Origin of the sequence: Nocardioides allogilvus (assembly GCF_003047285.1) — a bacterium.
In the GTDB taxonomy this organism is placed as follows: Bacteria; Actinomycetota; Actinomycetes; order Propionibacteriales; family Nocardioidaceae; genus Nocardioides; species Nocardioides allogilvus.
Genome location: NZ_PZYX01000001.1, coordinates 314,765 through 337,951, shown reverse-complemented (window position 1 = coordinate 337,951; position 23,187 = coordinate 314,765). Strand labels below are relative to the sequence as shown.

Below are 23,187 nucleotides of genomic sequence, written 5' to 3'. Positions count from 1 at the left end.
GGCGAATCGTTCCCGATCCCGGCCAACGTCACAGGACGATAACGGTGATGACGGATGGTTCAAAGTCGAACGGCGGTTTTCCGGGCCGATCGTGACCAGCGTCTCGGCGGTCGTGACGGCGCTCACCCGCCCCCTCCGACCCCTCACCACGGGCCGCCGAAGGCCCTCTCGGTGTTGAGGTTGATCGCCTCGCAGAGGGTCTCGAGGTCGTCGCCGCGGACCTCGGCCATGGCCCGGACGGTGTGCGGGACGAGGTAGGAAGCGTTGGGTCGGCCACGGAACGGCGTGGGGGTGAGGTACGGCGCATCGGTCTCCACCAGGAGGCGGTCGATCGGCGTCACGGCCAGTGCGTTGCGCAGGCCGGCGGCGTTCTTGAACGTGACCGTGCCGGCAAAGCTCAGGTGCGCTCCGCGCTCCAGGCAGGCGCGAGCGAGGTCGACGTCGCCGGAGAAGCAGTGCATCACCCAGCGGTCGGGCGCCCCCTCCTCGTCGAGGACGCGCAGCACCTCGTCGTGGGCGTCCCGGTCGTGGATCACCAGCGTCTTGTCGAGCCGCTTGGCCAGGTCGATGTGGCGGCGGAAGCTCTCCTCCTGGACCGCCCGGCCGTCCTCGCCGGTGCGGAAGTGGTCGAGCCCGGTCTCACCGACGGCCCGCACCAGGTCGTGGGCGCCCGCGAGGGCCTCGATCTCGGCCATCGCGGCGTCGAGGTCCTCGACCCGCGGCGCCTCGTTGGGGTGCAGCGCGACCCCGGCGATCAGCTCGGGGTGCTCGGCGGCCGCCGCCACCGCCCAGCGGGCGCCGGGCAGGTCACAGCCGATCTGGACGATCCGGGTGACGTTGACCGACCCGGCCAGCTCGATGGCCTCGCGCGTCTCCAGCCAGTCGCCGTCGGCGATGTCGAGGTGGCAGTGGTTGTCGACCACGGGCAGCGGCAGCGGCTCGGGCGCCGGCGGACGCTGGCGGTCACGACGGGCCCCGGACGTCTCCTCGGTGGCCGCGCGGGCGCGGGTGGGCTCGTTCGTCGGCCTATCGGTGGACAAGGTCGTAGACCTCCCGCTTCGGGACGCCGGCCCGGCGGGCGACGTCGGCGATCGCTTCCTTGCGGGTGGCACCCGCTGCCTCCTCCTCGGCGACGGCGGCGCGCAGGGACTCGGGGTCGGTGCCGACCTCGGCCTGCGCCGGAGCGCCCTCCACGACGATGGTGACCTCTCCGCGGACCCCCTCGGCGGCCCACGCGACCAGGTCGGCGAGCGGTCCTCGCCGTACCTCCTCGTGGGTCTTGGTCAGCTCACGGCACACGGCCCCGCTGCGCTCCCCACCGAAGGCCTCGGCCATCGCGGCGAGCGCCGCCTCGGTGCGGTGCGGCGCCTCGAAGAACACCATCGTCCGGTCCTCGCGGGCCAGGCCGGCGAGCCGGCGGCTCCGCTCCCCCGCCTTGCGCGGCAAGAACCCCTCGAAGCAGAACCGGTCGACGGGCAGGCCGCTGACCGCGAGCGCAGTGAGCACGGCGCTGGGTCCGGGCACCGCAGTGACGTGCACGTCGTGCTCGACCGCCGCGACGACGAGCCGGTAGCCCGGGTCGGACACGCTCGGCATGCCCGCGTCGGTCACCAGCACGACCCGCTCGCCGGCGAGCAGGGCGGCCAGCAGGACGGGCGTGCGCGCCGACTCGTTGCCCTCGAAGTAGGACACGACGCGGCCGGTCAGGGTGATGCCCAGGTCGCTGGTCAGCCGCTTGAGCCGACGGGTGTCCTCGGCGGCGACCACGTCGGCGCCCGTCAGCTCGGCCGCCAGTCGCGGCGGCGCGTCCCCGGCCTGGCCGATCGGGGTGGCGGCGAGCACGAGCACCCCGGTGGAAGGCGTGGTGGAGGACATGCCGCCGATCATGTCAGGGACGATCTAGAGTCTCGGACGTGACCGCTCCTGCCACCGTCAGTCTGTCGCGCACCGCGACGGGCAGCGAGGTCCCGTCCGCGGAGGAGCGAGCCAGACCGCGCTGGCACACCGAGGACCCGCTCATCGGGTGGACGCTGGCCCTCGCGATCACCGCGCTGGCGTTCTTCCTGCGCTGGTGGAAGCTCGGCACCCCGCACCAGTTCAGCTTCGACGAGACCTACTACGCCAAGGACGCGTGGTCGATGCTCGGCAACGGCTACGTGCGGACCTACGTCGAGGACGCCGACAAGACGATCCTCAACGGCCAGGCGGGCGGGCTCTGGGCGGACACCCCGTCGATGGTGGTGCACCCTGAGGTCGGCAAGTGGATCATCGCGCTGGGCGAGAAGGCCTTCGGCATGGACCCCTTCGGCTGGCGCATCGCGGCCGCGGTGGTCGGCTCGCTGATGGTGCTGCTGATGTGCCGCTTCGTCCGCCGGGTGTCCGGCTCGACCGCGCTCGGCCTCGTGGGCGGGCTCCTGCTCGCCCTGGACGGCCTGCAGCTCGTCCTGTCCCGGCTGGCCCTGCTCGACATCTTCCTCGCCTTCTTCATCCTGTTGGGCGTCCACTGTGTCGTGGCGGACCGACAGTGGTTCCGTTCCCGCCTCGCCCGGGGCCGCACCCGGGCGCTCTTCCGGCCGTGGCTGGTCGCCGCCGGCATCGCCTTCGGACTGGCCGTCGGCACCAAGTGGACGGCGCTCTTCCCGCTCGCCGCGTTCGGCCTGCTGCTGACCGCCTGGAACTACGGCGCCCGGCGGTCCTTCGGACAGCCCAAGGCGCTGGTGAAAGCGCTCCTGGTCGACGGCCCGATCGCGTTCGCGAGCCTCGTGCTCGTGGCGCTGGTGGTCTACGTGTCGAGCTGGACCGGCTGGCTGGTGCACGCCGACGAGTACGAGAAGACACTCAGCAACACGCAGTACACGACCTTCGACGGCGGCAAGCCCTGGGCGAGTGCGAGCCAACCCGACGCGGAGGGGATCGGCGAGGTCCGGCAGTCGCTGCACTCCCTGTGGGACTACCACCAGGACGTCTACGCCTTCCACGCCCACTTCCTCAACGACAGCTCCCACGTCTACGCCTCGCGCCCGATCGGCTGGCTGCTGATGAGCCGTCCGGTCGGCGTCGACGCCCAGCTGGACATCCGGCCGGGGAGCCAGGGCTGCGACGCGCCCACGGGTTCCACCTGCCTGCGCCAGGTCCTGCTGCTCGGCAACCCGCTGATCTGGTGGGCAGGGTCGCTGGCGCTGGTGTTCGCCGTCGTCCGCTGGGCCGGCGGGCGCGACTGGCGCTTCGGGGTCGCGGTCGTCGGTGTCGGCTCGACGTGGCTGCCGTGGCTGAGGTTCGACGACCGGCCGATCTTCATCTTCTACGCCATCGCGTGCCTGCCGTTCCTGGTGCTCGGCCTCGCGCTCGCCCTGGGCACCATCGTGGGCTCGTCCAACGCGCCCACCCCGCGGCGTACGGCAGGAGTGGTGATCTCCGGGTCGTTCGTCGTGCTGACCGTGTTCGCCTTCGCGTGGTTCTGGCCGGTGTGGACCGACCAGCTCATCACCCATGACGAGTGGCTGCGGCGGATCTGGTTCACCCGCTGGATCTGAGGCGGAAATGACGAACGGCCCGTCTGGGACGGGCCGTTCGGTGCTTGTGGAGGTGAGGGGACTCGAACCCCTGGCCTTCTCGATGCGAACGAGACGCGCTACCAGCTGCGCCACACCCCCAAGCGATTGGAAAAGATACCAGCCGATATTCGGGGGCGCCCAATCGCGTCAGTCGCCGAGCAGGATGGCCTCGACCTCTTCGAGTGCCTGCCGGGCGTAGCCGCGCCACATCGCGCCGAAGGCGGGCATCGCCACGCGACCGGCCGCGGTCGGGGTGAGCACCCACGTCCAGGTGATCCGGGTGCCGGTGCCGGCGGGCTCGAAGGACCAGCGGCCGTCGGCGCTGGCGACCAGCGGCTTCATCGGGCCACGGACCTCGGAGATGGTGTAGCCGAAGGCGTGCGGGCGGTCGTTGGAGGTCAGCGTCTCGCGCATCGTGCCGCCGTCGGCGAGCACGATCGTGCGCGTCTGGCCGACGCTCCCCCACTCGCCGTCCTGGTGACGCACGTCCTTGATCGGCGGGATCGCGAGCCGGCGGCGGCGGAAGACGGAGGGCAGCGGGTGTGCCAGCACCCGGTCGAAGGCCTCCTCGACCGGGATCGGGACGGCGCGGGACTCGGACAGGGTGACGGTGGCCATGGATCCAACCTAGCGGCGGCGCACAGCCCCCCGTCGAACGTCCCGGAGCAGGTCCGGCGGACCAGCGGACGGCGTCAGGAACCGGCGGCGCGGCGCTCGGCCGCGGCGGTGCGGGCAGTGCGCTCGGACTCCTCGGCCTCGCGGGCCAGGGCGGAGTCGTCGTCGTTGCGACCCGAGGACCAGACACCGGTCGAGTCGAGGTCGATCGTCTGGACCGTACGGCGCACGGCGGGCGCCTTCGAGACGTAGGTCGGCAAGGTCGTCGGCACCATGTCCCACGCGCCCTCGGCACGGGCGGGCGCAGCGCCCTCGGCACGGGCCGGCTCAGCCTCGTCGACCTGCACGGGAGCGGGAGCCGCGGCGGGCTCCTCGGACGCCTCGGACGCCTCGACGTCGGGCGTCATCGGGGAGTCGGTGGTCTCGGGGAGCTCGTCGACGACCGGCAGCGTGGTCCGGACGGGTCGGGCAGCGGCCCGCTCGCCCTTGACCATGACGCGGCAGGCGACCAGCCAGGCGACGAGGAGACCGGCGGGCAGGGCGACCCACGGCCAGGTGAGCACGCCGGCCACGGCGAGCCCGATGACGAGGGTGTTGGCGAGCAGGACCAGCCCGAGCACGTTGCGACGACGCCGGGTGGCCTTCGCGGCGGCGGCCCGGCGAGCGGCGTACGACGGCTGCGTCGCGGCGAGGCTGGAGGCCTTGGTCTCGACGGTCGGCGCGGAGGTGTGGCGGTTGGGCGTGACGACGAGGCGGGCATCGCGGCGGTTGATCGGCTCGCGACGGGCCAGCACGCGCATCGTCTGGGAGAACCGGTCGACCGACCGGCTCCGGACGACCTCGTCATGGTGCTTGAGCGCCTTGGGAATCAGGTAGACGGCCCACGCCACCGCCAGCGCAACGAAGATCAACGCACTCAGGTCCACACCTCTGAGGTTAGATTCCCTAGCGCAGTGTGAGGCGCAAGTCCATAGGTGTGTCGCAAGGCAACTCGTGTGACTCGTGTGATTCGTTCACGACGAGATGAGGGTCGCGAGCATCCCCCGCGGGCAGTCCTCGACCGTGACCGCGAAGATCCGGTGGTCGCGCCAGGCGCCGTCGATGTGCAGGAACCGCGGCGCGTAGCCGACCTCGTGCAGGCCGAGCTTCTCCACGACCCGCAGCGAGTTGCTGTTCTCCGGGCGGATGCTGATCTCGATCCGGTGCAGCCGGGCACTGGTGAAGCAGTGGTCGATCACCATCGCCACCGCGATCGGCATGATCCCGCGACCGGCGACGCCGCGGTCGAGCCAGTAGCCGATCGAGGCGAACTGCGCCGACCCGCGGACGATGTTGTTGACGGTGACCTGACCGGCGAAGCTGCCGTCGACCTCGATCGCGAACGGCATCGCCTGGCCCTGCCGGGCGAGCCGGCGCAGGCGGCGCACGACCTGGGCGTAGTTGCCGCCGGAGTGGTCCTCACCGGGAGGCAGGGTCGCCTCCCACTGCCTGAGCCAGTCCATGTTGCGCGAGCGGACGTCACGCCACGCCTCGGCGTCGGCGGCTTCCAGCGGGCGCAGGGCAACCTCGCGGTGCACCAGGAAGGCCGGCCACCCGGGCGTCGGCTTGACCGGGATCAATGGTCGCTGCCGACGATCTGCTCCACAGCGTGCCGCAGCACCGGCGCCAGCACGGCCAGGCCGTCCTTCACACCCCCGCGGGACCCGGGGAGGTTGACGACCAGGCACGAGCCGATGACCCCGGCGACGCCGCGCGACAGCATGGCGGTCGGGACCTGGTTGGCCAGGCCGTGGGCGCGGATCGCCTCGGCGATGCCCGGCACCTCGTGGTCGAACAGCGGGCGCGTCACGTCGGGGGTGCGGTCGGTCGGTGTCAGCCCGGTGCCGCCGGTGGTGAGCACGACGCGCGCCCCGTCGGTGACAGCCGCGGAGATCGCGCGGCCCACGGCCTCGCCGTCGGGCACGACGACGGGCTCGCCCGTCGAGAAGCCCTGCTCGACCAGCCACGCGACGATCAGCGGGCCGGTCTCGTCGGCATAGACACCCGCCGCCGCGCGGTTGGACGCGACGACGACGGCGGCCTTCATGACCGCTTCCAGTCGCCCGACTTGCCGCCGGTCTTCGTCTCGACGCGCACGTCGGTGATCACCGCACCCTTGTCGACCGCCTTGACCATGTCGATGACGGTGAGCGCGGCGACCGAGACCGCGGTGAGCGCCTCCATCTCGACGCCCGTCCGGTCGGTGGTGGCGACCGTGGCGAGGATGTCGACCGACTCGTCGGTGACCGTGAGGTCGACGGTGACCGACGACAGCGCGAGCGGGTGGCACAGCGGGATCAGCGACGGGGTCTGCTTGGCGCCCATGATGCCTGCGAGCCGGGCCACCGCGAGGGTGTCGCCCTTCGGCACGCCCGCGCCGCGGAGCAGCGCGATCACCGCCGGCGAGACGTGGACCCGGCCCGACGCGCTCGCCGTACGCGCCGTCACGGCCTTGCCGGAGACGTCGACCATCCGGGCTGCGCCGGCGTCGTCGATGTGGGAGAAGGAGGTCATCAGAAGCCTTCGTCCAGTCGGAGGACCTGCACCATGTCGCCGGCTCGCAGGGCCGTGGTGTCGGGGGGTACGACGATGAGCGCATCACTCGCCGCGAGGTCGCCGAGCAGGTGGGAGCCGTGTCCACCGACCGGGGTCACGAAGGCCCCACCGCGGTCGGAGTCCCAGGCCGCGCGCACCATCTGCTGCTTGCCCTCGGGCGAGGAGATGCCATGGGTCAGGCGCGCCCGGGTCAGCGGCCGCGAGTAGGGCAGCTTGCCCATCATCCGGCGGATCGCCGGCAGCACGAACGTCTCGAAGGAGATGTAGGCCGAGACGGGGTTGCCGGGCAGCGTGAAGATCGGGGTGCGGTCGTCGCCGACCGTGCCGAAGCCCTGCGGCTTGCCCGGCTGCATCGCGACGCCGCCGAACCAGACGGAGCCGAGGGAGGACAGCGCCTCCTTGACGACGTCGAAGTCGCCCTCGGAGACGCCGCCGCTGGTGACGACGATGTCGGCGCGCACGAGCTGGTCGCTGAGCGCGTCGGTGAACGTGCGCGGGTCGTCGGGGACGATGCCGACGCGGTAGGCGATCGCACCGGCCGCGCGCGCGGAAGCCGCGAGGAGATAGGAGTTGCCGTCGTAGATCGAGTCCCGGCCGAGCGGCGATCCGGGCTCACGCAGCTCGGAGCCGGTCGAGATGACGACGACGCGCGGACGCGGGCGGCAGCGCACGGTGGCACGGCCGACCGCGGCGAGCAGGCCGAGGTGGCGCGGGCCCAGGACCGTGCCGTGCTCGAGCAGGAGGTCGCCCTCGGCGACGTCCTCGCCGGCGACCCGGATGTGCTGGTGCTTGCTCGGGGCTCGGGTGATCCGCACCTGGGCCACGCCCCGGTCGGTCCACTCGTAGGGGACGACCGCGTCGCAGCCGGCCGGCACCGGGGCGCCGGTCATGATCTTCGCGGCGGTGCCGGGCGAGAGGGCCATCAGCCCGCCCTGGCCGGCACCGATCTCCCCCACCACCGGCAGCTGGACGGGGGCGTCCTCGGAGGCGGTCGACACATCGGCGTACGTCACGGCGTAGCCGTCCATGGCGGAGTTGTCGAAGCCGGGCAGCGAGATGTCGGCCGTGACGTCCTCGGCCAGAGCGAGGCCGAGCGCCTCCATCAGCGGCTGTGGGAAGTCGGGCAGCGGCGAGACCGACGCGAGGATCCGCTCGACGAGGTCGGGGACCGGGAGCAGCTCAGCCATCGGCTGCCAGCACGGCCGACGCGTCGATCCGCTCGGCACTGGGTGCCTTGATCTTGACGTCGCCGACGACGCGCACGCCCTTGCCGAAGGTGACGTCGCCGTCGATGACCAGCGACGTCGCCTCGCGCAGCGACGGGGCGCCCTCGGGGAAGCGCTTGTCGAAGTCGCCGACCAGCTTGTAGAAGTCGCCGTCGAGCTCGATGAAGGGGACACCGTCCGAGGACTGGTCCAGCACGAAGTCCTGGCCAAGGTCGTAGATGTCGGAGCGCAGCACCAGCAGGTCGTTGGTCGTCTTGACCGGCACGAACCGGTCGCGGCCGACCTCGATGGTGCGGGCGCCCTCGAAGATCTCGATCGCGGCGCCCATCGCGGTCTCGATCTGGATGACCTCCGGCGTCGTCGGGTCGGCGGGGTCGAGGTGCTTGACGTTGCGGATCATCGGCAGGCCGAGGATGCCCTCGCGCGCGTCGAGGGCCTCGGTCATCGCGTCGAGGTCGAACCACAGGTTGTTGGTCGAGGTGAACTTGTGACGGTCGAGGTCGGCCAGCGAGTCCTTGTCGGCCTCCAGCGTCTGGGCGCTCTCCCGCAGCACGATCCGGCCGTCGGCCTTGCGCGTGGCGAAGTGGCCGCCCTTGCGGTCGGAGGCGGTTCGCCGTACGGCCTCGATCGCGAACGGCGCACCGCTCTGCGCGAACCAGCCGGCGACGCGTGCGTCGGGGACCGCGCCGAGGTTGTCGGAGTTGGACACGAAGACGTGGCGGAAGCCGGCCTCGCGCAGCTGGGCGAGCAGGCCGGTCCCGCGCAGCGCGGTGTAGAGGTCACCGTGGCCGGGCGGACACCACTCGAGGTCGGGGTTCTTCGGATAGGCCGCCGGCACGAGCCCGGCGGCGAGCAGCTTGGGCACCTTGTTCTGGAGGAACTCCAGCGGCAGCCCGTCGACCTGGAGGTCCTCGTAGCGGGCGAGCGCGGCCATGGTGTCGGCCGACGTGCGGAAGGAGTTCATGAAGATGAGCGGCAGGTCGGCGGCGTACTCCTTGCGCACGTGCAGCACCTGCCGCGCGATGATGTCGAGGAAGCTCAGCCCGCGGCGCACGCACAGCAGCGACTTCGCCCGGTCCATGCCCATCGAGGTGCCGAGGCCGCCGTTGAGCTTGATCACCGCGGTCCGGCGGATCGCCTCGGCCGCGGCCTCGTCGTCCACCTCGACGTCGGCCAGTGCCTCCATGTCGAGCGGGGTGATCGTCGACTCGGGGATCATCCCGGTCTCGCCGTGCTCCAAGAGGCGGTAGTAGTGCGCGAACGTGTCGATGGCGACGGGATCGACACCTGCGTCCTGCATTTTGGCGCGTGCCGTTTCCAGGCCTTTGCTACCCATGCTCCGATCGTAGGCTGATCGCGTGCCAACACCAGCCCAGCCCCCCGTCGTGCCCGCGAAGGACGCCCTGCGCGACCAGGTCCTCGCCGCGCGGCGGCAGCGGCCACTGGCCGAATCGGTGGCCGCGGCGCAGGCGATCGCCGAGCACGCGCTGTCGTGGGACGTCGTACGCCGAGCGGTCACCGTCGCTGCCTATGTCTCGGTCGGCCGGGAGCCGGGGACCGGGCTGCTGCTCGAGGCACTGCACGCCGCCGGCAAGCGGGTGCTGCTCCCGGTCCTGCGGGCGGACAACGACCTCGACTGGGCGGTCTTCACCGGAGCCCTGGAGCCCGCGTCGCGCGGCCTGCTCGAGCCGACCGGCCAGCGCCTCGGGATCGAGGCCGTCGCCGGCGCCGACGTCGTGCTGGTGCCCGGGCTGGCCGCGTCGACCGACGGCGACCGGCTGGGCCGCGGGGGCGGGTCCTACGACCGGGCGCTCGCGCGGGTCGGCGCAGGTGTGCCCATCGGCGTGCTCCTGCACGACGACGAGGCCAGCCTGGTGGTGCCGACCGAGGTCCACGACCGGCGGGTGACGCACGTCGTCACGCCGACGGGGGTCAGGCCCGTCAGCCCTTGAGCAGGTCGCCGATCAGTCCGCCGCCACCGCCGCCGGAGCCGGTCTGCGGGGCCACCCACTCGTAGGGCTGGACGACGACGAAGCCGGGACCGTGGAAGGCGTACTGGAACGCCTCGCCGGAGCCGCCGCGCAGCATCGACTTCATGTTCATGCTCGACACGACGCTGGGCACGAGCGAGGACGACCAGGCGACGGCCGCCTGCACGTCGACGTAGGTCGGCTGCTGGGAGCAGTCGAGGACGACCGGCTTGCCGACGGTGCACAGGGCGACTGTGCCGGTGCCGCGCACGGTGGTGTTGAACAGGCCACCGGCCATCATGCCGGCGCCGCGGACGCGGTTGATGTCCCACTCCATGGCAGCGTCGAAGGCCAGCAGGTTGCGGCCGTTGACCGAGATCCCGTCGCCCTCGAGGGTCAGGAGGTGGACGGTGCCGGCCTCCTGGGCGAAGAAGACCTCGCCCTGGCCGGAGACGCGCATCAGCGGGATGTCCTCGCTGGTGACGACCTTCTTGATCAGCTTGGCCATCGAGCCGGACTTCTCGTGGTCGAAGCGGACCTGGCCCTGGAAGGCCACCATCCCGCCCTTGACCGCGAGCACGTCGGGACCGAGCGAGACGCGCAGCATGTAGGGGTTCTGGAGGGCGAACCGCTGCCCGTCACCGATCTCGAGGTTGTCCTGGGCGAACAGCTCACTCTTCATGGCCCGAGCCTAGCGATCAGTCGGCGGCTCCGGCCGGAGTCAGCACGAGGGTGTCCACGCCGGCCTCGACCACGGCGTCGCGGGTGAACGCCCACGGCAAGTAGTCACCGTTGACGAACAGCTCGGTCTGGTCTCCGTAGTGGGAGGAGCCGGGGTGGCCGGAGACGCCGGTGAGGTTGATGTAGCGCGAGGCGTCGAAGTCGGCGAGCGAGACGACCATCCGCATCGACGGGGCCGCCGTCACGCCATAGCCGAGCGCGGCGTTCCAGCTCGTCGCGTCGACGATGCTCGGCCCGCCGCCGACGCCGCGGTCGTCGCGGTTGAAAAGCCGCTCGATCGGGGCGACGCCGGACTCGCCGAGCGTGGAGTGGTGCAGGTCGAGCTGGTGCAGGTGGCCCCAGGTCCAGTCGGCCGCGTCGAGTGACTGGCGCATCGTCAGCTCGTCGCGCGCGTCGCGCATCGCCTGGCTCAGGATGTCGTCGCGCGACTCGGTGACGTCCTCGGTCTCGCTGTCGTCCCACCACGGCCCGGCTGGGTCGGCCAGCAGGTCGGTGACGACCGCGAACCACCGGTCGCCGCCGTCGGGCCAGATGCCCTCGCGCAGCTCGTCGTGGAAGGTCAGTCGCAGCAGGTTGCTCCACACCGCGTTGTAGTAGGCCGCCGCGGCACTGTCCGCCGGCTGGGTGAAGTCCCAGTCGGCCAGCAGCTCCTGGCCGTCGCGGTAGTAGGGCGAGCCGAGGTCCTCGACGTCGAGGAGGTAGGGCACCAGCGTCGGCGCCATGGGGTTGGCCGTGTCGAGCTGGAGGCGGGTCATCTCCTCCACCGACAGCTCGCCTTCCTCGGCCAGCAGCTCGCGGATCCGCGTCGAGCGGTAGCCCGCGTCCCAGTCGTCGGTCAGGAAGTAGGGGTAGTCGTCGTCGATCACGGCCTGGTTGGCGGTGACGATGAAGCCCTCCTCGGGGTCGAGGACGTTGGGCAGCCCGTCGAAGGGGATGAAGTCGCCGGTCCAGTCGTTGGCCGAGAGCCAGCCCTCGGCCGGCATCGCGCCGGTGTTGCCGGACTTGCGGATGGGTACGAGGCCGGGCGCCTGGTAGCCGATATGGCCGTCGCGATCGGCGTACACCATGTTCTGGGCTGGTACGGCGAACTCGCTGGCCGCCGCCCGGAACTCGTCCCAGTCGCCCGCGCGGTTGAGGCCGAGGACCGCGTCAGCGGTCGTCGTCGGACGGAGTGCTGTCCACTGCAGCGCCACGGCATAGCCGTTGCCGCGCTCCCCCGGCTGGTCGGTCGGCGCGTTGGCCCCGACCGTGCTGAGCTCCCGGGAGACGTCACTGAGCAGCGGCCCGTGGGCGGTCTCGCGGATGTGCAGGACGAAGTCGTCGCCGTCGCGGACCTTGATCGTCTCGGTGCGCAGCGTCAGCGGCCGGGGCTTGCCGTCCTGGATCCAGGTCGCGCCCTCGATCTGCTCGAGGTAGAGGTCGGTGACGTCGGGGCCGAGGTTGGTGAAGCCCCACGCGATGTCGGCGTTGTGGCCGATGATCACGCCGGGCACGCCCGAGAACGTGAAGCCGGCGACGTCGAGCGTGCAGTCGGGGGTGATCTCGCGGCAGTGCAGGCCGGTCTGCATCCAGATGCCGGGCTGGCTGATGCCGAGGTGCGGGTCGTTGGCGAGCAACGGCTGCCCGGTCGCGCTGTGCTCGCCGTCGACCACCCAGGAGTTGGAGCCGATCCCCTCGCCGCGACCGAGCAGCTCGGGCATCCGGTCCAGGCCCGCCTTCAGGTCGACGAGCGTGCGGACCGCCTCCGCGTCGAAGGCCGGGCGCCGCGGGTTGCGCGTGGAGTTGCCGCTTGCGTTCTGCTCGAACACCTCGTCCACGACGCCACCGGTGCCGACGATCGGCGGGTGTGCCTCGGGGTCGTAGGCCGGGTAGAGCTCGGCGATCTCCTCCTCGGTGTGGTCCAGGCTGGCCATCACGCGGGCGATCTCGTCGTCCATGTTGCCGCGCAGGTCCCAGGCCATCGCCTTGAGCCAGGCCAGCGAGTCCGCGGGCTCCCACGGCTCCGGCTCGTAGTCGAGGCCGGTCAGGCCGAGGATCGTGTACTCGACCGCGATCTCGCTGGTGCCGAGCTGGTCGAGGTAGGCGTTGACGCCCTGCGCATAGGCCGTGAGCGCGTCGCGCGTCTCGGTCTCCAGCAGCGCCCACTCCTGCTCCGCGACCCGTCGCCATCCCATGGTGCGGATGTACTTGTCGGTCTCCAGGCCGTCCTCACCGAAGAGCTCGGAGAGCCGTCCGGCGGTCACGTGGCGCCGTACGTCCATCTCGAAGAAGCGGTCCTGCGCGGCCACGAACCCCTGGGCACGCATCAGGTCGGCGTCGGTGTCGGCGTAGATCTGCGGGATGCCGTGGTCGTCGCGGATCACCTCGACGTGCCCCTCGAGCCCCGCGAGCTCGAGGGCACCGTCGGTCTCGGGCACGGGTCGGCGTACGAACGCGACCGCGGTCACGAGGAGCACGACCAGCAGCAGTGCCAGGGCGGCCGCGACGTAGGCGGACCAGCGCAGGCCCCGTGGCGCCTTGCGGAAGAGGGTGCGCAACGAGAAGTCGTCGTCGGGCGTGGTCGCAGGTTGCTCGGTCATCTCATCAGGCATTGTGCCGTACCCTTGGCAGTCGATCGGGTGGAGTGCCAGCGAGTCGCGGGCCCATCTGATCGCGGTCCCGATTGCGCCAGCCAGCAAGGTTTCTCATGCCCACCTATCAGTACGCCTGCACCGAGTGCGGCCACGCCTTCGAGCAGTTCCAGAGCTTCAGCGACGACTCGCTGACCGTGTGCCCCGAGTGCGAGGGCCGGCTGCGCAAGGTCTTCAACGCCGTGGGCGTGGTGTTCAAGGGCTCGGGCTTCTACCGCACCGACAGCCGCTCCGGTTCGTCGTCGACCGTGCCCGCGAGCAGCGGCTCCTCCGACTCGTCGTCGTCCTCGTCGTCCTCCTCCTCGTCGGACTCCGGTTCGTCCAAGCCCGCCGCCACCTCGAGCCCTTCACCGTCCACAGGCTCCTCCAGCAGCTGACCTGCCCGCCGCCTGTGGATGACCACAGGCTGCTCGTCGGTGCAGCGCCCTAGCGTCGCTGCATGCCCACTGCTTCGTCCGTACGCCGCCGCCTGCACGCGCTCCGGCGCGCGATCCTGGCCCGGCGCCGCCCGCTCGCGGCGCTGCTCGTCGCGCTGGCCGTGCTGATCGGGTTGCGCACCACCGTCGGCCCCGGCCCGCCGACCGTCGAGGTGCCGGTCGCCTCGCGCGACCTCGCCGCCGGCGAGCGACTGGAGGCGGACGACGTGTCGATGGTGAGGTGGCCGACGGAGCTGGCGCCGGCCGGGCTGACGGGCGCCGTGGCCGGTCAGGTGCTCGCGGCTCCGTTGCGCCAGGGTGAGGCGATCACCGACCTGCGCTTCGTCGGCTCCGAGCTGGCGCAGGCCCATCCCGACCTCACGGTGATGCCGCTGCGGCTCCCCGACCCGGCCGTGGTCGAGCTGCTCGAGGTCGGTGACCGCGTCGACCTGAGCGCTGTCGACCCCGAGTCGGGCGATGTCTCAGAGGTGGCGAGCGACGTGCTGGTGCTGGCGATCCCGCCGCCCGGTTCGGCCGACTCCACCCTTACCGGACGCCTGGTCGTCGCCGGCATCACCCCGGACCGTGCGCAATTTGTCGCCGCCGCCACGCTGCAGGAGTTTCTCACGGTGACGTATACCCGCTAGCGTGCTCGGTTGTCCTGACATTGATTGATTCCGTCTCTCGGGGTCACGCAAGGAGATAATGCAATGAGTGGATTCAAGAACTTCATCCTCAAGGGCAACCTTGTCGAGATCGCCGTCGGCCTGATCATGGCGCTCTCGTTCGCGTCCGTCGTCACGGCCTTCAGCGCGTGGCTGACCGGCCTGCTTCCCGGTGGCTTCGACGACGTCTTCGGTGACGCCAAGCTGGGCGACCTGGGCTTCTTCCTCAACGCCCTGATCGCGTTCATCATCATGGGTGCGATCGTCTACTTCTTCGTCGTTGTTCCCTACACCAAGGCCAAGGAGAAGTTCTTCCCGGCCGAGGCCTCGGGCCCGAGCGACACCGAGCTGCTCACGGAGATCCGCGACGCCCTCCGGGCCCGCAGCTGAGTTTCGGCTCCAGCACCTGCTTCACCACGAACGGCTCGCCCCTCGGGGCGGGCCGTTCGTTGCATTTCTGCGGGAGCGCCGACTCAGCCGTGGTGGGGCGGCACCTGGTCGCGGTACCAGTCGTCGCCCTTGCCGTCGCCGGCCCCGTCGCCGCGCGAGCCGGGCGAGCGGTCGTCGCTCGTCTGCTCGGGGAGCACGTCACCGAAGACGGCGGCGAGTCGCTTGCGACGTACCCACTCCGGCTCGGGCGAGCCGGCCTCGGGGGTGTCCTGCTCCGGAGCGTCGCTCACGCGCACACCCCGGGTGTCGTCTCCTTCGGCGTCGGCTCCTCGCTGGGGGCCGTCGTCTCGGACTCGGTGGGAGTCTCGGTCGGGGACGCCTCTTCGCTGGGGGACTCGGTCTCGGCCGGCGACTCGGTCTCGGTCGGGGCGGGAGACTCCGACTCCTGCGCCTCGCTCGAGGTCGCGGGCGGCTCGGCGGTCACGGAGTCGGCCAGCAGGTTCGGCGACAGCGCCTTGTCCTCGTTGAGCATCTGCCACAGGGTGTCGGCGTCCTCGGTCCAGTAGACCTTGCCCTTGAACTCGGAGTCGAGCGGGTAGTAGGCCGTCGGGACGGTGATGAACTTGATGTTGTCCAGCCCGACGTCCTGCAGCTGCAGGGCGATCTTGCCGATCCGGGTGACCGAGCCGAGACCTTCGTCGGTGCGCAGGGAGCGCGTGGCCGCGTCGAGGAAGCCGACGACCCGGTCGAGGCGGGTGAGCGTGCCGGCCGACTTCACCTTGCGGATCAGGGCCGCGATGAAGGTCTGCTGACGCTTGATCCGGCTGAGGTCGTTCTGCTGAGCGAGCTCACCGACATAGCGGGCGCGGACGTAGTCCAGGGCCTCGTCGCCGCTGAGGACGGACGGGTCGCCAGCCGGGACGAAGATCTCGTGCTTCGGGTCGTCGATGTCCTCGGGGACGCAGACGGGCACGCCGTCGACGGCGTCGACCATCTCCCCGAACCCGTTGAAGTCGATGACCACGAAGTGGTCGACGAGGATGTCGGTGGACTGCTCGAACTGGGCGACGGTGCACAGCTCACCGCCGGTGCCGAACGCCGCGTTCCACATGACGTCGGGCGCGGCGGCGCTGTCGTCGCACTCGGGACGGTCGACGATCGAGTCGCGCGGGATCGACACGGCATAGGACCGCTTCCGATCGGCGGACAGGTGGACCAGGATCGTGGTGTCCGAGCCGCCTCCGGTCTCCTGGTCGATGTCGTTGTCGTCGCCGGACCGGGTGTCGTCACCCATGACCAGGATGTTGAGGGGCTCGCCGTTGCCGCGGTAGATCTTCTCGGGCCGGTTGCCGATGGCGTCGAGCGACTTCGTGCTGATGTTGCCGTTGAGGTGGCGGTAGAGGAACACGACACCGAGACCTGTCACCAGCGCCAGGACCAGCGAGCTGACCAGCATGACCTGGCCGACCGTGTGCTTGCGCTGGGCCTCCGCCTTGCGCTTGGGCGCAGGAACATCCGTTCCAGGGCTCGACACACCTGCCACGACTCAGTCCACAACCTTCTTCTTGGCGGAGCCCTGCACGGGCGACCTACGCAACCTACGCGAGAGGCTCAAATTGTCACCGTAGTCCGGTCCAGCACAAATTCCCCGCCGTGAGGAGTCATGAGTGAGGATGGGGGTTCGTCTCGACCACTTTCCGCCCGTCTGGCAACCGAAGGTTCCTGTTCCGTGCCGCAATCCCTCCGCCTGTCCCTCACCGCAGGTGCCGGACTCCTCTTCCTGGCGCTCATCGCCGCGATCGCGGTCAGTGGTCAGACCCCGATCGGGCCGGAGCAGGTGGTGAACTCCTCGGCGACGAGCCGGGTGGCTGCGAGCGATGCCCCCAACGTCGTCGTCTTCCTGACCGACGACATGCGCAAGGACGACCTGGCCTACCTCCCCCACGTGCGGAGCCTGCTGGCCGACGAGGGCATGACCTTCACCCAGGCACAGTCGCCGCACCCGCTGTGCTGCCCGGCACGGGCCGAGCTGATGACCGGGCAGTACGCCCAGAACAACGGCGTGCGCCACAACTCCGGTCGGTACGGCGGATGGCAGGCCTTCGACCCGTCGTCGACCATCGCCACCTGGGCCGAGGCCGCGGGCTACGCCACGGCGCTGCACGGCAAGCACCTCAACAAGTTCGACGCGGACGCCCCCGCCGACCCGGGCTGGACCAACTTCGACATCCTGCTCGAGCCGGCGACCGACTACGAGAACTTCACCTTCTTCGACGGCGACACCTACACCGACGACTACGTCACCACCCGCCTCGACGAGCGGACCGTGGCCGACATCGACACCTGGGCGGGTCGCCGGCCGTTCCTGATCTTCGCCAACCACGTTGCGCCGCACATCTGGTTCCCGGCGTCCGCCAAGGGTGACGGCGACGGCGACCGGGGCGGCATGGTGCCGCCGGCCGAAGCGGCGTACGCACAAGCACTCACGGGCCTGACGCCCAAGGCGTTCAAGGCGCCGAGCTTCAACGAGGCCGACATGCGCGACAAGGAGTCGATCGTGCGCGGCCGGGCGAAGCTGAAGCCGGAGGCGATGAGGCGGCTCAACCTCGGGCGCATCCGGTCGCTGCTCTCCGTCGACGAGGCCGTCCGCCACACGGTCGAGGCCCTGGAGCGAACGGGCGAGCTCGACGACACCTTCATCGTCTTCACCTCCGACAACGGCTATGCCCTCGGCGAGCACCGCTACACCGGCAAGGACCGGCTCACCGACGAGATCCTCGACGTGCCGCTCGTGGTCCGCGGCCCGGGCGTCCCCGCGGGCACGCGCTCCGATCGGCCGGTCTCGCTCGTCGACCTCACGACCACGATCGCGCAGCTGATGTCGCTGACCCCGACCCTCACCACCGACGGGGAGAGCTTCGCCGCCACCCTGCGTGACCCCGCGGTTCCGGGCCACCGCGACACGATGCTGATCCAGACCGGCGCCAAGGATCCGTCCGCACGTTTCGCCGGCTGGGCCTACCGCGGCGTGCTGACCGAGCGCTACTCCTACGGCCGGCGGATCAACAACGCCCCTGCCGACGGGTTCCTGTACGACCGCACCAAGGACCCGTTCGAGCTGACCAACCTGCTCCTCGACAAGCGCTACGTCGCCGTACGCCGCGAGCTGGAGCGCCGCTACCGGCTGCTCGACGACTGCGCGGGCAGCAGCTGCAACCGGGGCTTCGGCCCGGTCCCCAAGCCTGGTCGCTGAGCCCGACGTCGGTTCCCATCCATGCATGCGTGCATGGCAGGATGAGCGCCGATCCGCCCCAGTAGCTCAGTGGATAGAGCAGCCGCCTCCTAAGCGAAAGGTCGCAAGTTCGACTCTTGCCTGGGGCACCACCAGCACCGTCACCGGGTCTCGAACCTCAGGCCCCCCGCCTGGACACGGGCGAGCAGGTTCTCGCCCATCGCCTGGGCGGTGGTGACCTGTCCGGCCGTCGGCGGGTTGTCGTCGAAGGCCAGGCACAGCGCCGACTCGGCCAGCATCATCGACGTCTCGGTGTAGCCCGGGTCGCCGCCGCTGACGCGGGTGCGGACGGTCCGGCCGCCGCCCTCACCGACGAAGTCGACGGTGAACCACGACTTCTCCCGCTTCGCCTCGTCGGGCCCGTCCCCGGCCGACACCTTGCCGAGCAGGAAGTTGCGCACGGGCCTGACCTGCGCCGCGGCGGCGAGTGCACCGACGGCGACCGCCCCACCGGCGGCATAGCGGATCGTCTTGGTGCCGGCGAAGTGCGAGTAGCGGAACCTTGGTCCGTAGGTCGCCAGCGCGGCACCGCTCCGGGCCACGATGATCGGGTCGATGGTCGGCAACGGGAGCAGCCAGTAGCCCAGCACCGGGTCGCGGTGGGGCTTGGCCGACACGGCCCGTGACGAGCGGCCGTCGGCCGGCTTTCCCTCCATGCGGCGGCGAGCGGCGTACGCCGCCTTCATCTCGCGCGCCCGGGAGAACTGGCCGAGGGCCGAGTGGATCGTGCCGCCCGAGGCCATGCCGCCGGAGCGGACGACCGCGCGCAGGGTGATCGGGACGTCGGAGGGCAGCTGCTGGACGGTGTGGAGCGCGCCCAGGTCGTGGGGAATCGAGTCGAAGCCGCAGGCGTGGACGAGCCGGGCGCCGGTGCGTACGGCGGTCTCGTGGTGCTGGAGATACATCTGGTCGACGAACTCCGGCTCGCCCGTGAGGTCGACGTAGTCGGTGCCGGCGTCGGCGCAGGCGGCGACCAGCGCGGCGCCGTACTGCAGGTAGGGACCGACGGTGGTGATCACGACCCGGGTCCGGGCGGCGACGTCGGCCAGCGAGATCGGGTCGGTCGAGTCGGCGTGCAGCAGCTCGAGGTCGGGGAGACCGAGCTTGTCGCGGACGGCTTCGAGCTTGGTCTGGTTGCGACCGGCGAGCGCCCAGCGCAGGCCCTCGGGCGCGTTGCGCGCGAGGTAGTCGGCGGTGAGCTGCCCCGTGAAGCCGGTGGCGCCGAAGAGGACGATGTCGAAGTCACGATCAGCCATGCCCACATCCTCACAGGTCGGGGAACCGCCCGGCGAGGGGTGGCGTCCGATAGGCGTGAAGATCCGGACCGCCGTCGCCTCCGCCACCGCCGTCGCCCTGGCCGCCGGAGTCGGCGTCGGGGTCGGCTTCGCCCTCGACCGCGAGGATGAGGGTCACGGCCCGTCGGGCGTCCCCTCCACCGCGCCCCCGACCACCCAGGCGCCCGTCCGGCTCGCGAACGCCTCGCTCGAGGTCGCCGACGACTGCGACGCCCTGCTCGAGTCGTACGTCGATCGCGGGCTCGACCTCGTCTCGCCCTACGGCTGGGGCGGCGGCGCGATCGTGATGTTCGATGCCCGGGCCAGCACGACGGTCGCCGGGCAGTCGACCGCGAACGCCCGGGTCCCGACCACGACCCGCGCGACCAGCAACGAGAGCGGCACCAACGTGCAGGAGGTCGGCGTCGACGAGCCCGACGTCGTGAAGGTGGCGGGCGACCTGCTCTTCCGCATCCAGGACAACGTGCTCACGACCCACGACGTCGCCGGCGACGAGCCCCGCCAGCTGTCCTCCCTCCAGCTCCCGGACCTGCACGACGGCGAGCTGCTGGTCTCTGGCGACCGCCTGGTCGTGCTCGGCGACCGCGGTCACCGGCACCAGCCGAGCGGCGCGCGCGTCCTCGTCGTCGACGTGAGTCGTCCCGGGACCCCGCAGGTCGTCGAGGAGACCGACTACTCCGCGACCATCAGCGCGGCCCGCCTGCACGGGGACGTGGTCCGGGTCGTGCTCGACAACGGGCTCCCGGACCTCGACTTCCGCCTCCCCCACGGCAAGTTCAGCGAGGACAGCGCGGAGCGCTTCAACCGCCTCCTCGTGCGCGAGACGACGCTCGCCGACTGGCTGCCCACCGTCGGCGACGAGCCCGCCGTCGACTGCGGCGACGTCGCCGTCCCCACCATGGAGACCACGCTGGGCACCACCACCGTCGTGACCTTCGAGACCGCCGTCGTGGAGCCCGTCACCACTGCCGTCGCGACCACCTCCACCGCTTCCTACTTCTCCCCCGACCGGTTCTACCTCGCTGCCGGCCCCGCCTCCTTCGGCTGGTGGGGCACCCCGACCATCGACTGCTTCGAGACCTGTCCGGGCGGCGACGGCAGCACCGAGCTGTTCGCCTTCGCCCTCGACGGCATCGACACCACGCACGTCGCCTCCGGGACCGTGGAGGGGCAGGTCAGGGACCGCTGGTCGATGGACCACGCCGACGGTGCGCTCCGCGTCGCGCTCGGCGCGACCAACGAGACCGGCAACTTCAGCTCGGTGGTGACCCTGCGCGAGACCGGCACGACGCTCACCGAGATCGGCCGCGTCGACAAGCTCGGCGTCAACGAGGAGATCAAGTCGGTGCGCTGGTTCGACACCCTCGCCATCGTCGTCACCTTCCGCCAGACCGATCCGCTCTATGCCATCGACCTCACCGACCCCGACGAGCCGAAGCTGATGGGCGAGCTGAAGATCCCCGGCTTCAGCGAGTACCTCCACCCGCTCGGCGAGCGCCGTCTGATCGGCGTCGGCCAGGACGCCGACAGCCGGGGCATGACCCGCGGCGCGCAGGCCTCGCTCTTCGACGTCACCGACCTGACCGACCCGCGCCAGCTCGACATCGTGACCTACCCGAAGCACTCCATGGCGGGTGCGGGGATCGACCCGCGCCAGTTCACCTGGTTGCCCGATCGCCGTACGGCCCTGACCGTCGTCTCGCAGGGGTGGCGCGGTCGCACCGGCTGGGTCTCGGTGCTGTCGTTGCAGGCCGGCGAGATCTCCAACCGCATGGTCGAGGTGGAGTACGGCGACGAGGTGGCCGAGGTCCGGCTGGTCCCGCTCGCCGACGGCCGCGTGGTGCTGGTGACCGGGGACGCCGTCTCCTTCTTCGACCTATCCTGAACGCATGTGCCGCAACATCCGCCCGCTCAACAACTTCGAGCCGCCGGCGACCAAGGACGAGGTGACGGCTGCCGCGCTGCAGTACGTCCGCAAGGTCGCCGGGACGACCAAGCCCTCGCAGGCCAACGAGGCGGTCTTCTACGAGGCCGTGCGCGAGATCGCGCACCTCACCCAGCACCTCCTCGAGGACCTGGTGACGACCGCGCCGCCCAAGGACCGCGAGGTCGAGGCCGCCAAGGCCAAGGCCCGCGCCCAGCTGCGCTACGGGACGTGACAGCCACCCAGGCCGCACCCGAGGAGGCGCTCGACCTCCTCGCTGAGCGCGACCTCGTCGTCCTGACCGGGGCCGGGCTGTCGACCGACTCCGGCATCCCCGACTACCGCGGGCCCGGGGCGCCGACGCGCACCCCGATGACCTTCCAGGAGTTCGTCTCCGGCCCGGTCGCGCAGCAGCGCTACTGGGCGCGCAGCCACCTCGGCTGGGCACGGATGGGCGCCGCCGTGCCCAACGCCGGTCACGTCGCGCTGGCGCAGATCGATCCGAGGCTCCTCATCACCCAGAACGTCGACGGCCTCCACGAGGCCGCCGGCTCCGACCGTCTCGTCGCGCTGCACGGACGGGTCGCGGACGTCGTCTGCCTGGCCTGTCGCCGTACGTCGCCGCGCGCGGCGTTGCAGGTCAGGCTGGACGAGCTCAACGCCGACTGGATGGTGCGCCACGGGCACGCGGCGATGCGGCCCGACGGCGACGTCGACCTCGACGCGACGGCCGACTTCGTGGTCGCCGTGTGCGACGACTGCGGTGGGGTGCTCAAGCCGGACGTCGTGTTCTTCGGGGAGAACGTCCCGGCCGACCGCGTGGCCCGCTGCTACGACGCGGTCGATGCGCTGGGCGCCGACGGCGCGTTGCTGGTGGCGGGTTCGTCGCTGGCCGTGATGAGCGGGTTGCGGTTCGTGAAGCGCGCGGCCGCGGCCGGCACGCCCGTGGTGATCGTCAACCGCGGCCTGACGCGCGGCGACGACCTCGCGACCCACAAGCTCGAGGTCGGGACCAGCGACTTCCTCGCGTCACTGGCCGACGAGCTGGCTCAGAGGCGGCGTACGAAGATGTGATCGGCGGCGTCGGCGAAGATCTCGGCGGTCTCGCCGCCGGAGCCGATCAGGATGCCCTCGGACGTGGCGACGACGGTGATCGTCTTGTCGGGGAGGGCACCGGCGCGACGCAGCGCGCTCATCAGCACCTCGTCCTTCTGCATCTCCTCGGAGATGCGGCGCACGTGCACGCGCGACTCCACCGGACCCGCGACGGCCGCCAGCGACTCGACGCCCTCCATGAAGGTCTCGCCCAGCGCGCTCTCACCGAGCTCGTCGAGACCGGGGATCGGGTTGCCGTAGGGGGACTCGGTCGGGTGGCCGAGCAGCTCGACGAGCCGACGCTCGACGGTCTCCGACATCACGTGCTCCCAGCGGCAGGCCTCGGCGTGCACGAGCTCCCAGTCGAGACCGATGACGTCGGTGAGCAGCCGCTCGGCGAGGCGGTGCTTGCGCATGACCCGGGTGGCGAGACGCATGCCCTCCTCGGTGAACTCGAGGTGGCGATCACCCTCGACCGTGACCAGTCCGTCGCGCTCCATGCGCGCCACCGTCTGGGAGACGGTCGGCCCGCTCTGGTGCAGGCGCTCGGCGATGCGCGCGCGCAGCGGGATGATGTCCTCCTCCACGAGCTCGTAGATCGTGCGGAGATACATCTCGGTGGTGTCGATCAGGTCGCTCACTCGACCCATTCTTACCCATCCGGATTGGCAGGACTTGATGGGGCGTGTCTCTCGATCCTCGGCCGTCGCGAGCGTCGTCCGGGGCGTGCGATGGGAAGGCGGAGGAGGGAGACATGACGGAGTCATGGCGACTGACGA

Annotated in this window: 24 protein-coding genes and 2 tRNA genes; 10 read left to right on the top strand and 16 right to left on the bottom strand. The window is 71.0% G+C overall.

Going from position 1 to position 23,187, the window contains the following annotated elements:
- Window positions 1-143: 143 nt before the first annotated feature.
- Window positions 144-1,040: a TatD family hydrolase gene (locus tag C9J87_RS01700; protein WP_107704559.1), complete on the bottom strand. Its 897-nt coding sequence runs from the start codon at window positions 1,038-1,040 to the stop codon at window positions 144-146.
- The gene (rsmI, locus tag C9J87_RS01695; protein ID WP_107704728.1) at window positions 1,027-1,875 is read right to left on the bottom strand and encodes a 16S rRNA (cytidine(1402)-2'-O)-methyltransferase; all 849 of its coding nucleotides are present in this window, start codon (window positions 1,873-1,875) and stop codon (window positions 1,027-1,029) included. The genes C9J87_RS01700 and rsmI overlap by 14 nt, the downstream gene beginning before the upstream one ends.
- A 38-nt stretch (window positions 1,876-1,913) precedes the next feature.
- On the opposite strand from rsmI, the gene C9J87_RS01690 reads away from it, so the two are divergent.
- Window positions 1,914-3,533, top strand: coding sequence for a dolichyl-phosphate-mannose--protein mannosyltransferase (locus C9J87_RS01690; protein ID WP_198652205.1), 1,620 nt, complete (start codon window positions 1,914-1,916; stop codon window positions 3,531-3,533).
- Between the two features lie 47 nt (window positions 3,534-3,580).
- Here the strand turns inward: C9J87_RS01690 and C9J87_RS01685 are convergent.
- The 8 genes from C9J87_RS01685 to C9J87_RS01650 form a co-directional block, all read right to left on the bottom strand.
- Window positions 3,581-3,653: transfer RNA gene (locus tag C9J87_RS01685), tRNA-Ala, on the bottom strand.
- A 48-nt stretch (window positions 3,654-3,701) separates the two neighbouring features.
- Window positions 3,702-4,172, bottom strand: a complete 471-nt coding sequence (locus tag C9J87_RS01680; protein ID WP_107704558.1) for an SRPBCC family protein — start codon at window positions 4,170-4,172, stop codon at window positions 3,702-3,704.
- Window positions 4,173-4,246: 74 nt separating this feature from the next.
- Window positions 4,247-5,095, bottom strand: a complete 849-nt coding sequence (gene sepX, locus C9J87_RS01675) for a divisome protein SepX/GlpR (RefSeq protein ID WP_107704557.1) — start codon at window positions 5,093-5,095, stop codon at window positions 4,247-4,249.
- A gap of 87 nt (window positions 5,096-5,182) precedes the next feature.
- Window positions 5,183-5,788 (bottom strand): GNAT family N-acetyltransferase, encoded by a 606-nt coding sequence (locus tag C9J87_RS01670; RefSeq protein WP_232819802.1) that lies wholly within the window; start codon window positions 5,786-5,788, stop codon window positions 5,183-5,185.
- Window positions 5,785-6,255 carry a MogA/MoaB family molybdenum cofactor biosynthesis protein gene (locus tag C9J87_RS01665; protein ID WP_107704556.1) on the bottom strand — a complete coding sequence of 157 codons (471 nt, stop codon included), beginning with the start codon at window positions 6,253-6,255 and terminating at the stop codon, window positions 5,785-5,787. The genes C9J87_RS01670 and C9J87_RS01665 overlap by 4 nt, the downstream gene beginning before the upstream one ends.
- Window positions 6,252-6,722 carry a cyclic pyranopterin monophosphate synthase MoaC gene (gene moaC, locus C9J87_RS01660; protein WP_107704555.1) on the bottom strand — a complete coding sequence of 157 codons (471 nt, stop codon included), beginning with the start codon at window positions 6,720-6,722 and terminating at the stop codon, window positions 6,252-6,254. Before moaC ends, C9J87_RS01665 begins: the two co-directional genes overlap by 4 nt.
- Window positions 6,722-7,951 (bottom strand): molybdotransferase-like divisome protein Glp, encoded by a 1,230-nt coding sequence (gene glp / locus C9J87_RS01655; RefSeq protein ID WP_107704554.1) that lies wholly within the window; start codon window positions 7,949-7,951, stop codon window positions 6,722-6,724. The genes moaC and glp overlap by 1 nt, the downstream gene beginning before the upstream one ends.
- Window positions 7,944-9,326, bottom strand: a complete 1,383-nt coding sequence (locus tag C9J87_RS01650; protein WP_107704553.1) for a UTP--glucose-1-phosphate uridylyltransferase — start codon at window positions 9,324-9,326, stop codon at window positions 7,944-7,946. The genes glp and C9J87_RS01650 overlap by 8 nt, the downstream gene beginning before the upstream one ends.
- A gap of 22 nt (window positions 9,327-9,348) precedes the next feature.
- Between C9J87_RS01650 and C9J87_RS01645 the strand changes: the two genes are divergently transcribed.
- The gene (locus C9J87_RS01645; protein WP_232819801.1) at window positions 9,349-9,942 is read left to right on the top strand and encodes a 5-formyltetrahydrofolate cyclo-ligase; all 594 of its coding nucleotides are present in this window, start codon (window positions 9,349-9,351) and stop codon (window positions 9,940-9,942) included.
- Here the strand turns inward: C9J87_RS01645 and C9J87_RS01640 are convergent.
- Both C9J87_RS01640 and C9J87_RS01635 read right to left on the bottom strand, forming a co-directional pair.
- Entirely contained in the window at window positions 9,932-10,642 is a 711-nt protein-coding gene (locus C9J87_RS01640; RefSeq protein ID WP_010834635.1) for an AIM24 family protein, read from the bottom strand. The two genes, C9J87_RS01645 and C9J87_RS01640, sit on opposite strands and share 11 nt — an antisense overlap.
- A gap of 16 nt (window positions 10,643-10,658) precedes the next feature.
- Entirely contained in the window at window positions 10,659-13,280 is a 2,622-nt protein-coding gene (locus C9J87_RS01635; protein WP_107704551.1) for a penicillin acylase family protein, read from the bottom strand.
- Window positions 13,281-13,387: 107 nt separating this feature from the next.
- Between C9J87_RS01635 and C9J87_RS01630 the strand changes: the two genes are divergently transcribed.
- From C9J87_RS01630 to C9J87_RS01620, 3 genes are all read left to right on the top strand, one after another.
- Complete coding sequence (locus tag C9J87_RS01630; RefSeq protein WP_010834633.1) at window positions 13,388-13,708, top strand: FmdB family zinc ribbon protein; 321 nt, start codon at window positions 13,388-13,390, stop codon at window positions 13,706-13,708.
- A 62-nt stretch (window positions 13,709-13,770) separates the two neighbouring features.
- Window positions 13,771-14,394: an SAF domain-containing protein gene (locus C9J87_RS01625; protein WP_010834632.1), complete on the top strand. Its 624-nt coding sequence runs from the start codon at window positions 13,771-13,773 to the stop codon at window positions 14,392-14,394.
- Window positions 14,395-14,457: 63 nt separating this feature from the next.
- Entirely contained in the window at window positions 14,458-14,802 is a 345-nt protein-coding gene (locus C9J87_RS01620; RefSeq protein ID WP_010834631.1) for an MscL family protein, read from the top strand.
- Between the two features lie 83 nt (window positions 14,803-14,885).
- Here C9J87_RS01620 and C9J87_RS01615 read toward each other — a convergent pair whose 3' ends face one another.
- Window positions 14,886-15,092, bottom strand: a complete 207-nt coding sequence (locus C9J87_RS01615; RefSeq protein WP_036493632.1) for a hypothetical protein — start codon at window positions 15,090-15,092, stop codon at window positions 14,886-14,888.
- The gene (locus C9J87_RS01610; protein ID WP_157953083.1) at window positions 15,089-16,345 is read right to left on the bottom strand and encodes an LCP family protein; all 1,257 of its coding nucleotides are present in this window, start codon (window positions 16,343-16,345) and stop codon (window positions 15,089-15,091) included. Before C9J87_RS01610 ends, C9J87_RS01615 begins: the two co-directional genes overlap by 4 nt.
- 186 nt (window positions 16,346-16,531) lie before the next feature.
- Between C9J87_RS01610 and C9J87_RS01605 the strand changes: the two genes are divergently transcribed.
- Window positions 16,532-18,055 (top strand): sulfatase-like hydrolase/transferase, encoded by a 1,524-nt coding sequence (locus C9J87_RS01605; RefSeq protein ID WP_157953082.1) that lies wholly within the window; start codon window positions 16,532-16,534, stop codon window positions 18,053-18,055.
- 55 nt (window positions 18,056-18,110) lie between these two features.
- A tRNA-Arg gene (locus C9J87_RS01600) sits at window positions 18,111-18,186 on the top strand.
- A gap of 9 nt (window positions 18,187-18,195) precedes the next feature.
- Here the strand turns inward: C9J87_RS01600 and C9J87_RS01595 are convergent.
- Complete coding sequence (locus tag C9J87_RS01595; RefSeq protein WP_107704548.1) at window positions 18,196-19,350, bottom strand: saccharopine dehydrogenase family protein; 1,155 nt, start codon at window positions 19,348-19,350, stop codon at window positions 18,196-18,198.
- A 55-nt stretch (window positions 19,351-19,405) separates the two neighbouring features.
- On the opposite strand from C9J87_RS01595, the gene C9J87_RS01590 reads away from it, so the two are divergent.
- From C9J87_RS01590 to C9J87_RS01580, 3 genes are read left to right on the top strand one after another with little or no spacing between them, the layout of a single operon-like run.
- Window positions 19,406-21,274: a beta-propeller domain-containing protein gene (locus C9J87_RS01590; protein ID WP_157953081.1), complete on the top strand. Its 1,869-nt coding sequence runs from the start codon at window positions 19,406-19,408 to the stop codon at window positions 21,272-21,274.
- Between the two features lie 4 nt (window positions 21,275-21,278).
- Entirely contained in the window at window positions 21,279-21,548 is a 270-nt protein-coding gene (locus C9J87_RS01585) for a DUF2277 domain-containing protein (protein ID WP_107704546.1), read from the top strand.
- Window positions 21,545-22,387 carry a Sir2 family NAD-dependent protein deacetylase gene (locus C9J87_RS01580; protein ID WP_010834620.1) on the top strand — a complete coding sequence of 281 codons (843 nt, stop codon included), beginning with the start codon at window positions 21,545-21,547 and terminating at the stop codon, window positions 22,385-22,387. Before C9J87_RS01585 ends, C9J87_RS01580 begins: the two co-directional genes overlap by 4 nt.
- Here C9J87_RS01580 and C9J87_RS01575 read toward each other — a convergent pair.
- On the bottom strand, window positions 22,363-23,049 hold the full coding sequence (locus tag C9J87_RS01575; protein WP_036491435.1) for a metal-dependent transcriptional regulator: 687 nt from the start codon (window positions 23,047-23,049) through the stop codon (window positions 22,363-22,365). The genes C9J87_RS01580 and C9J87_RS01575 overlap by 25 nt on opposite strands.
- Between the last annotated feature and the right edge of the window lie 138 nt (window positions 23,050-23,187).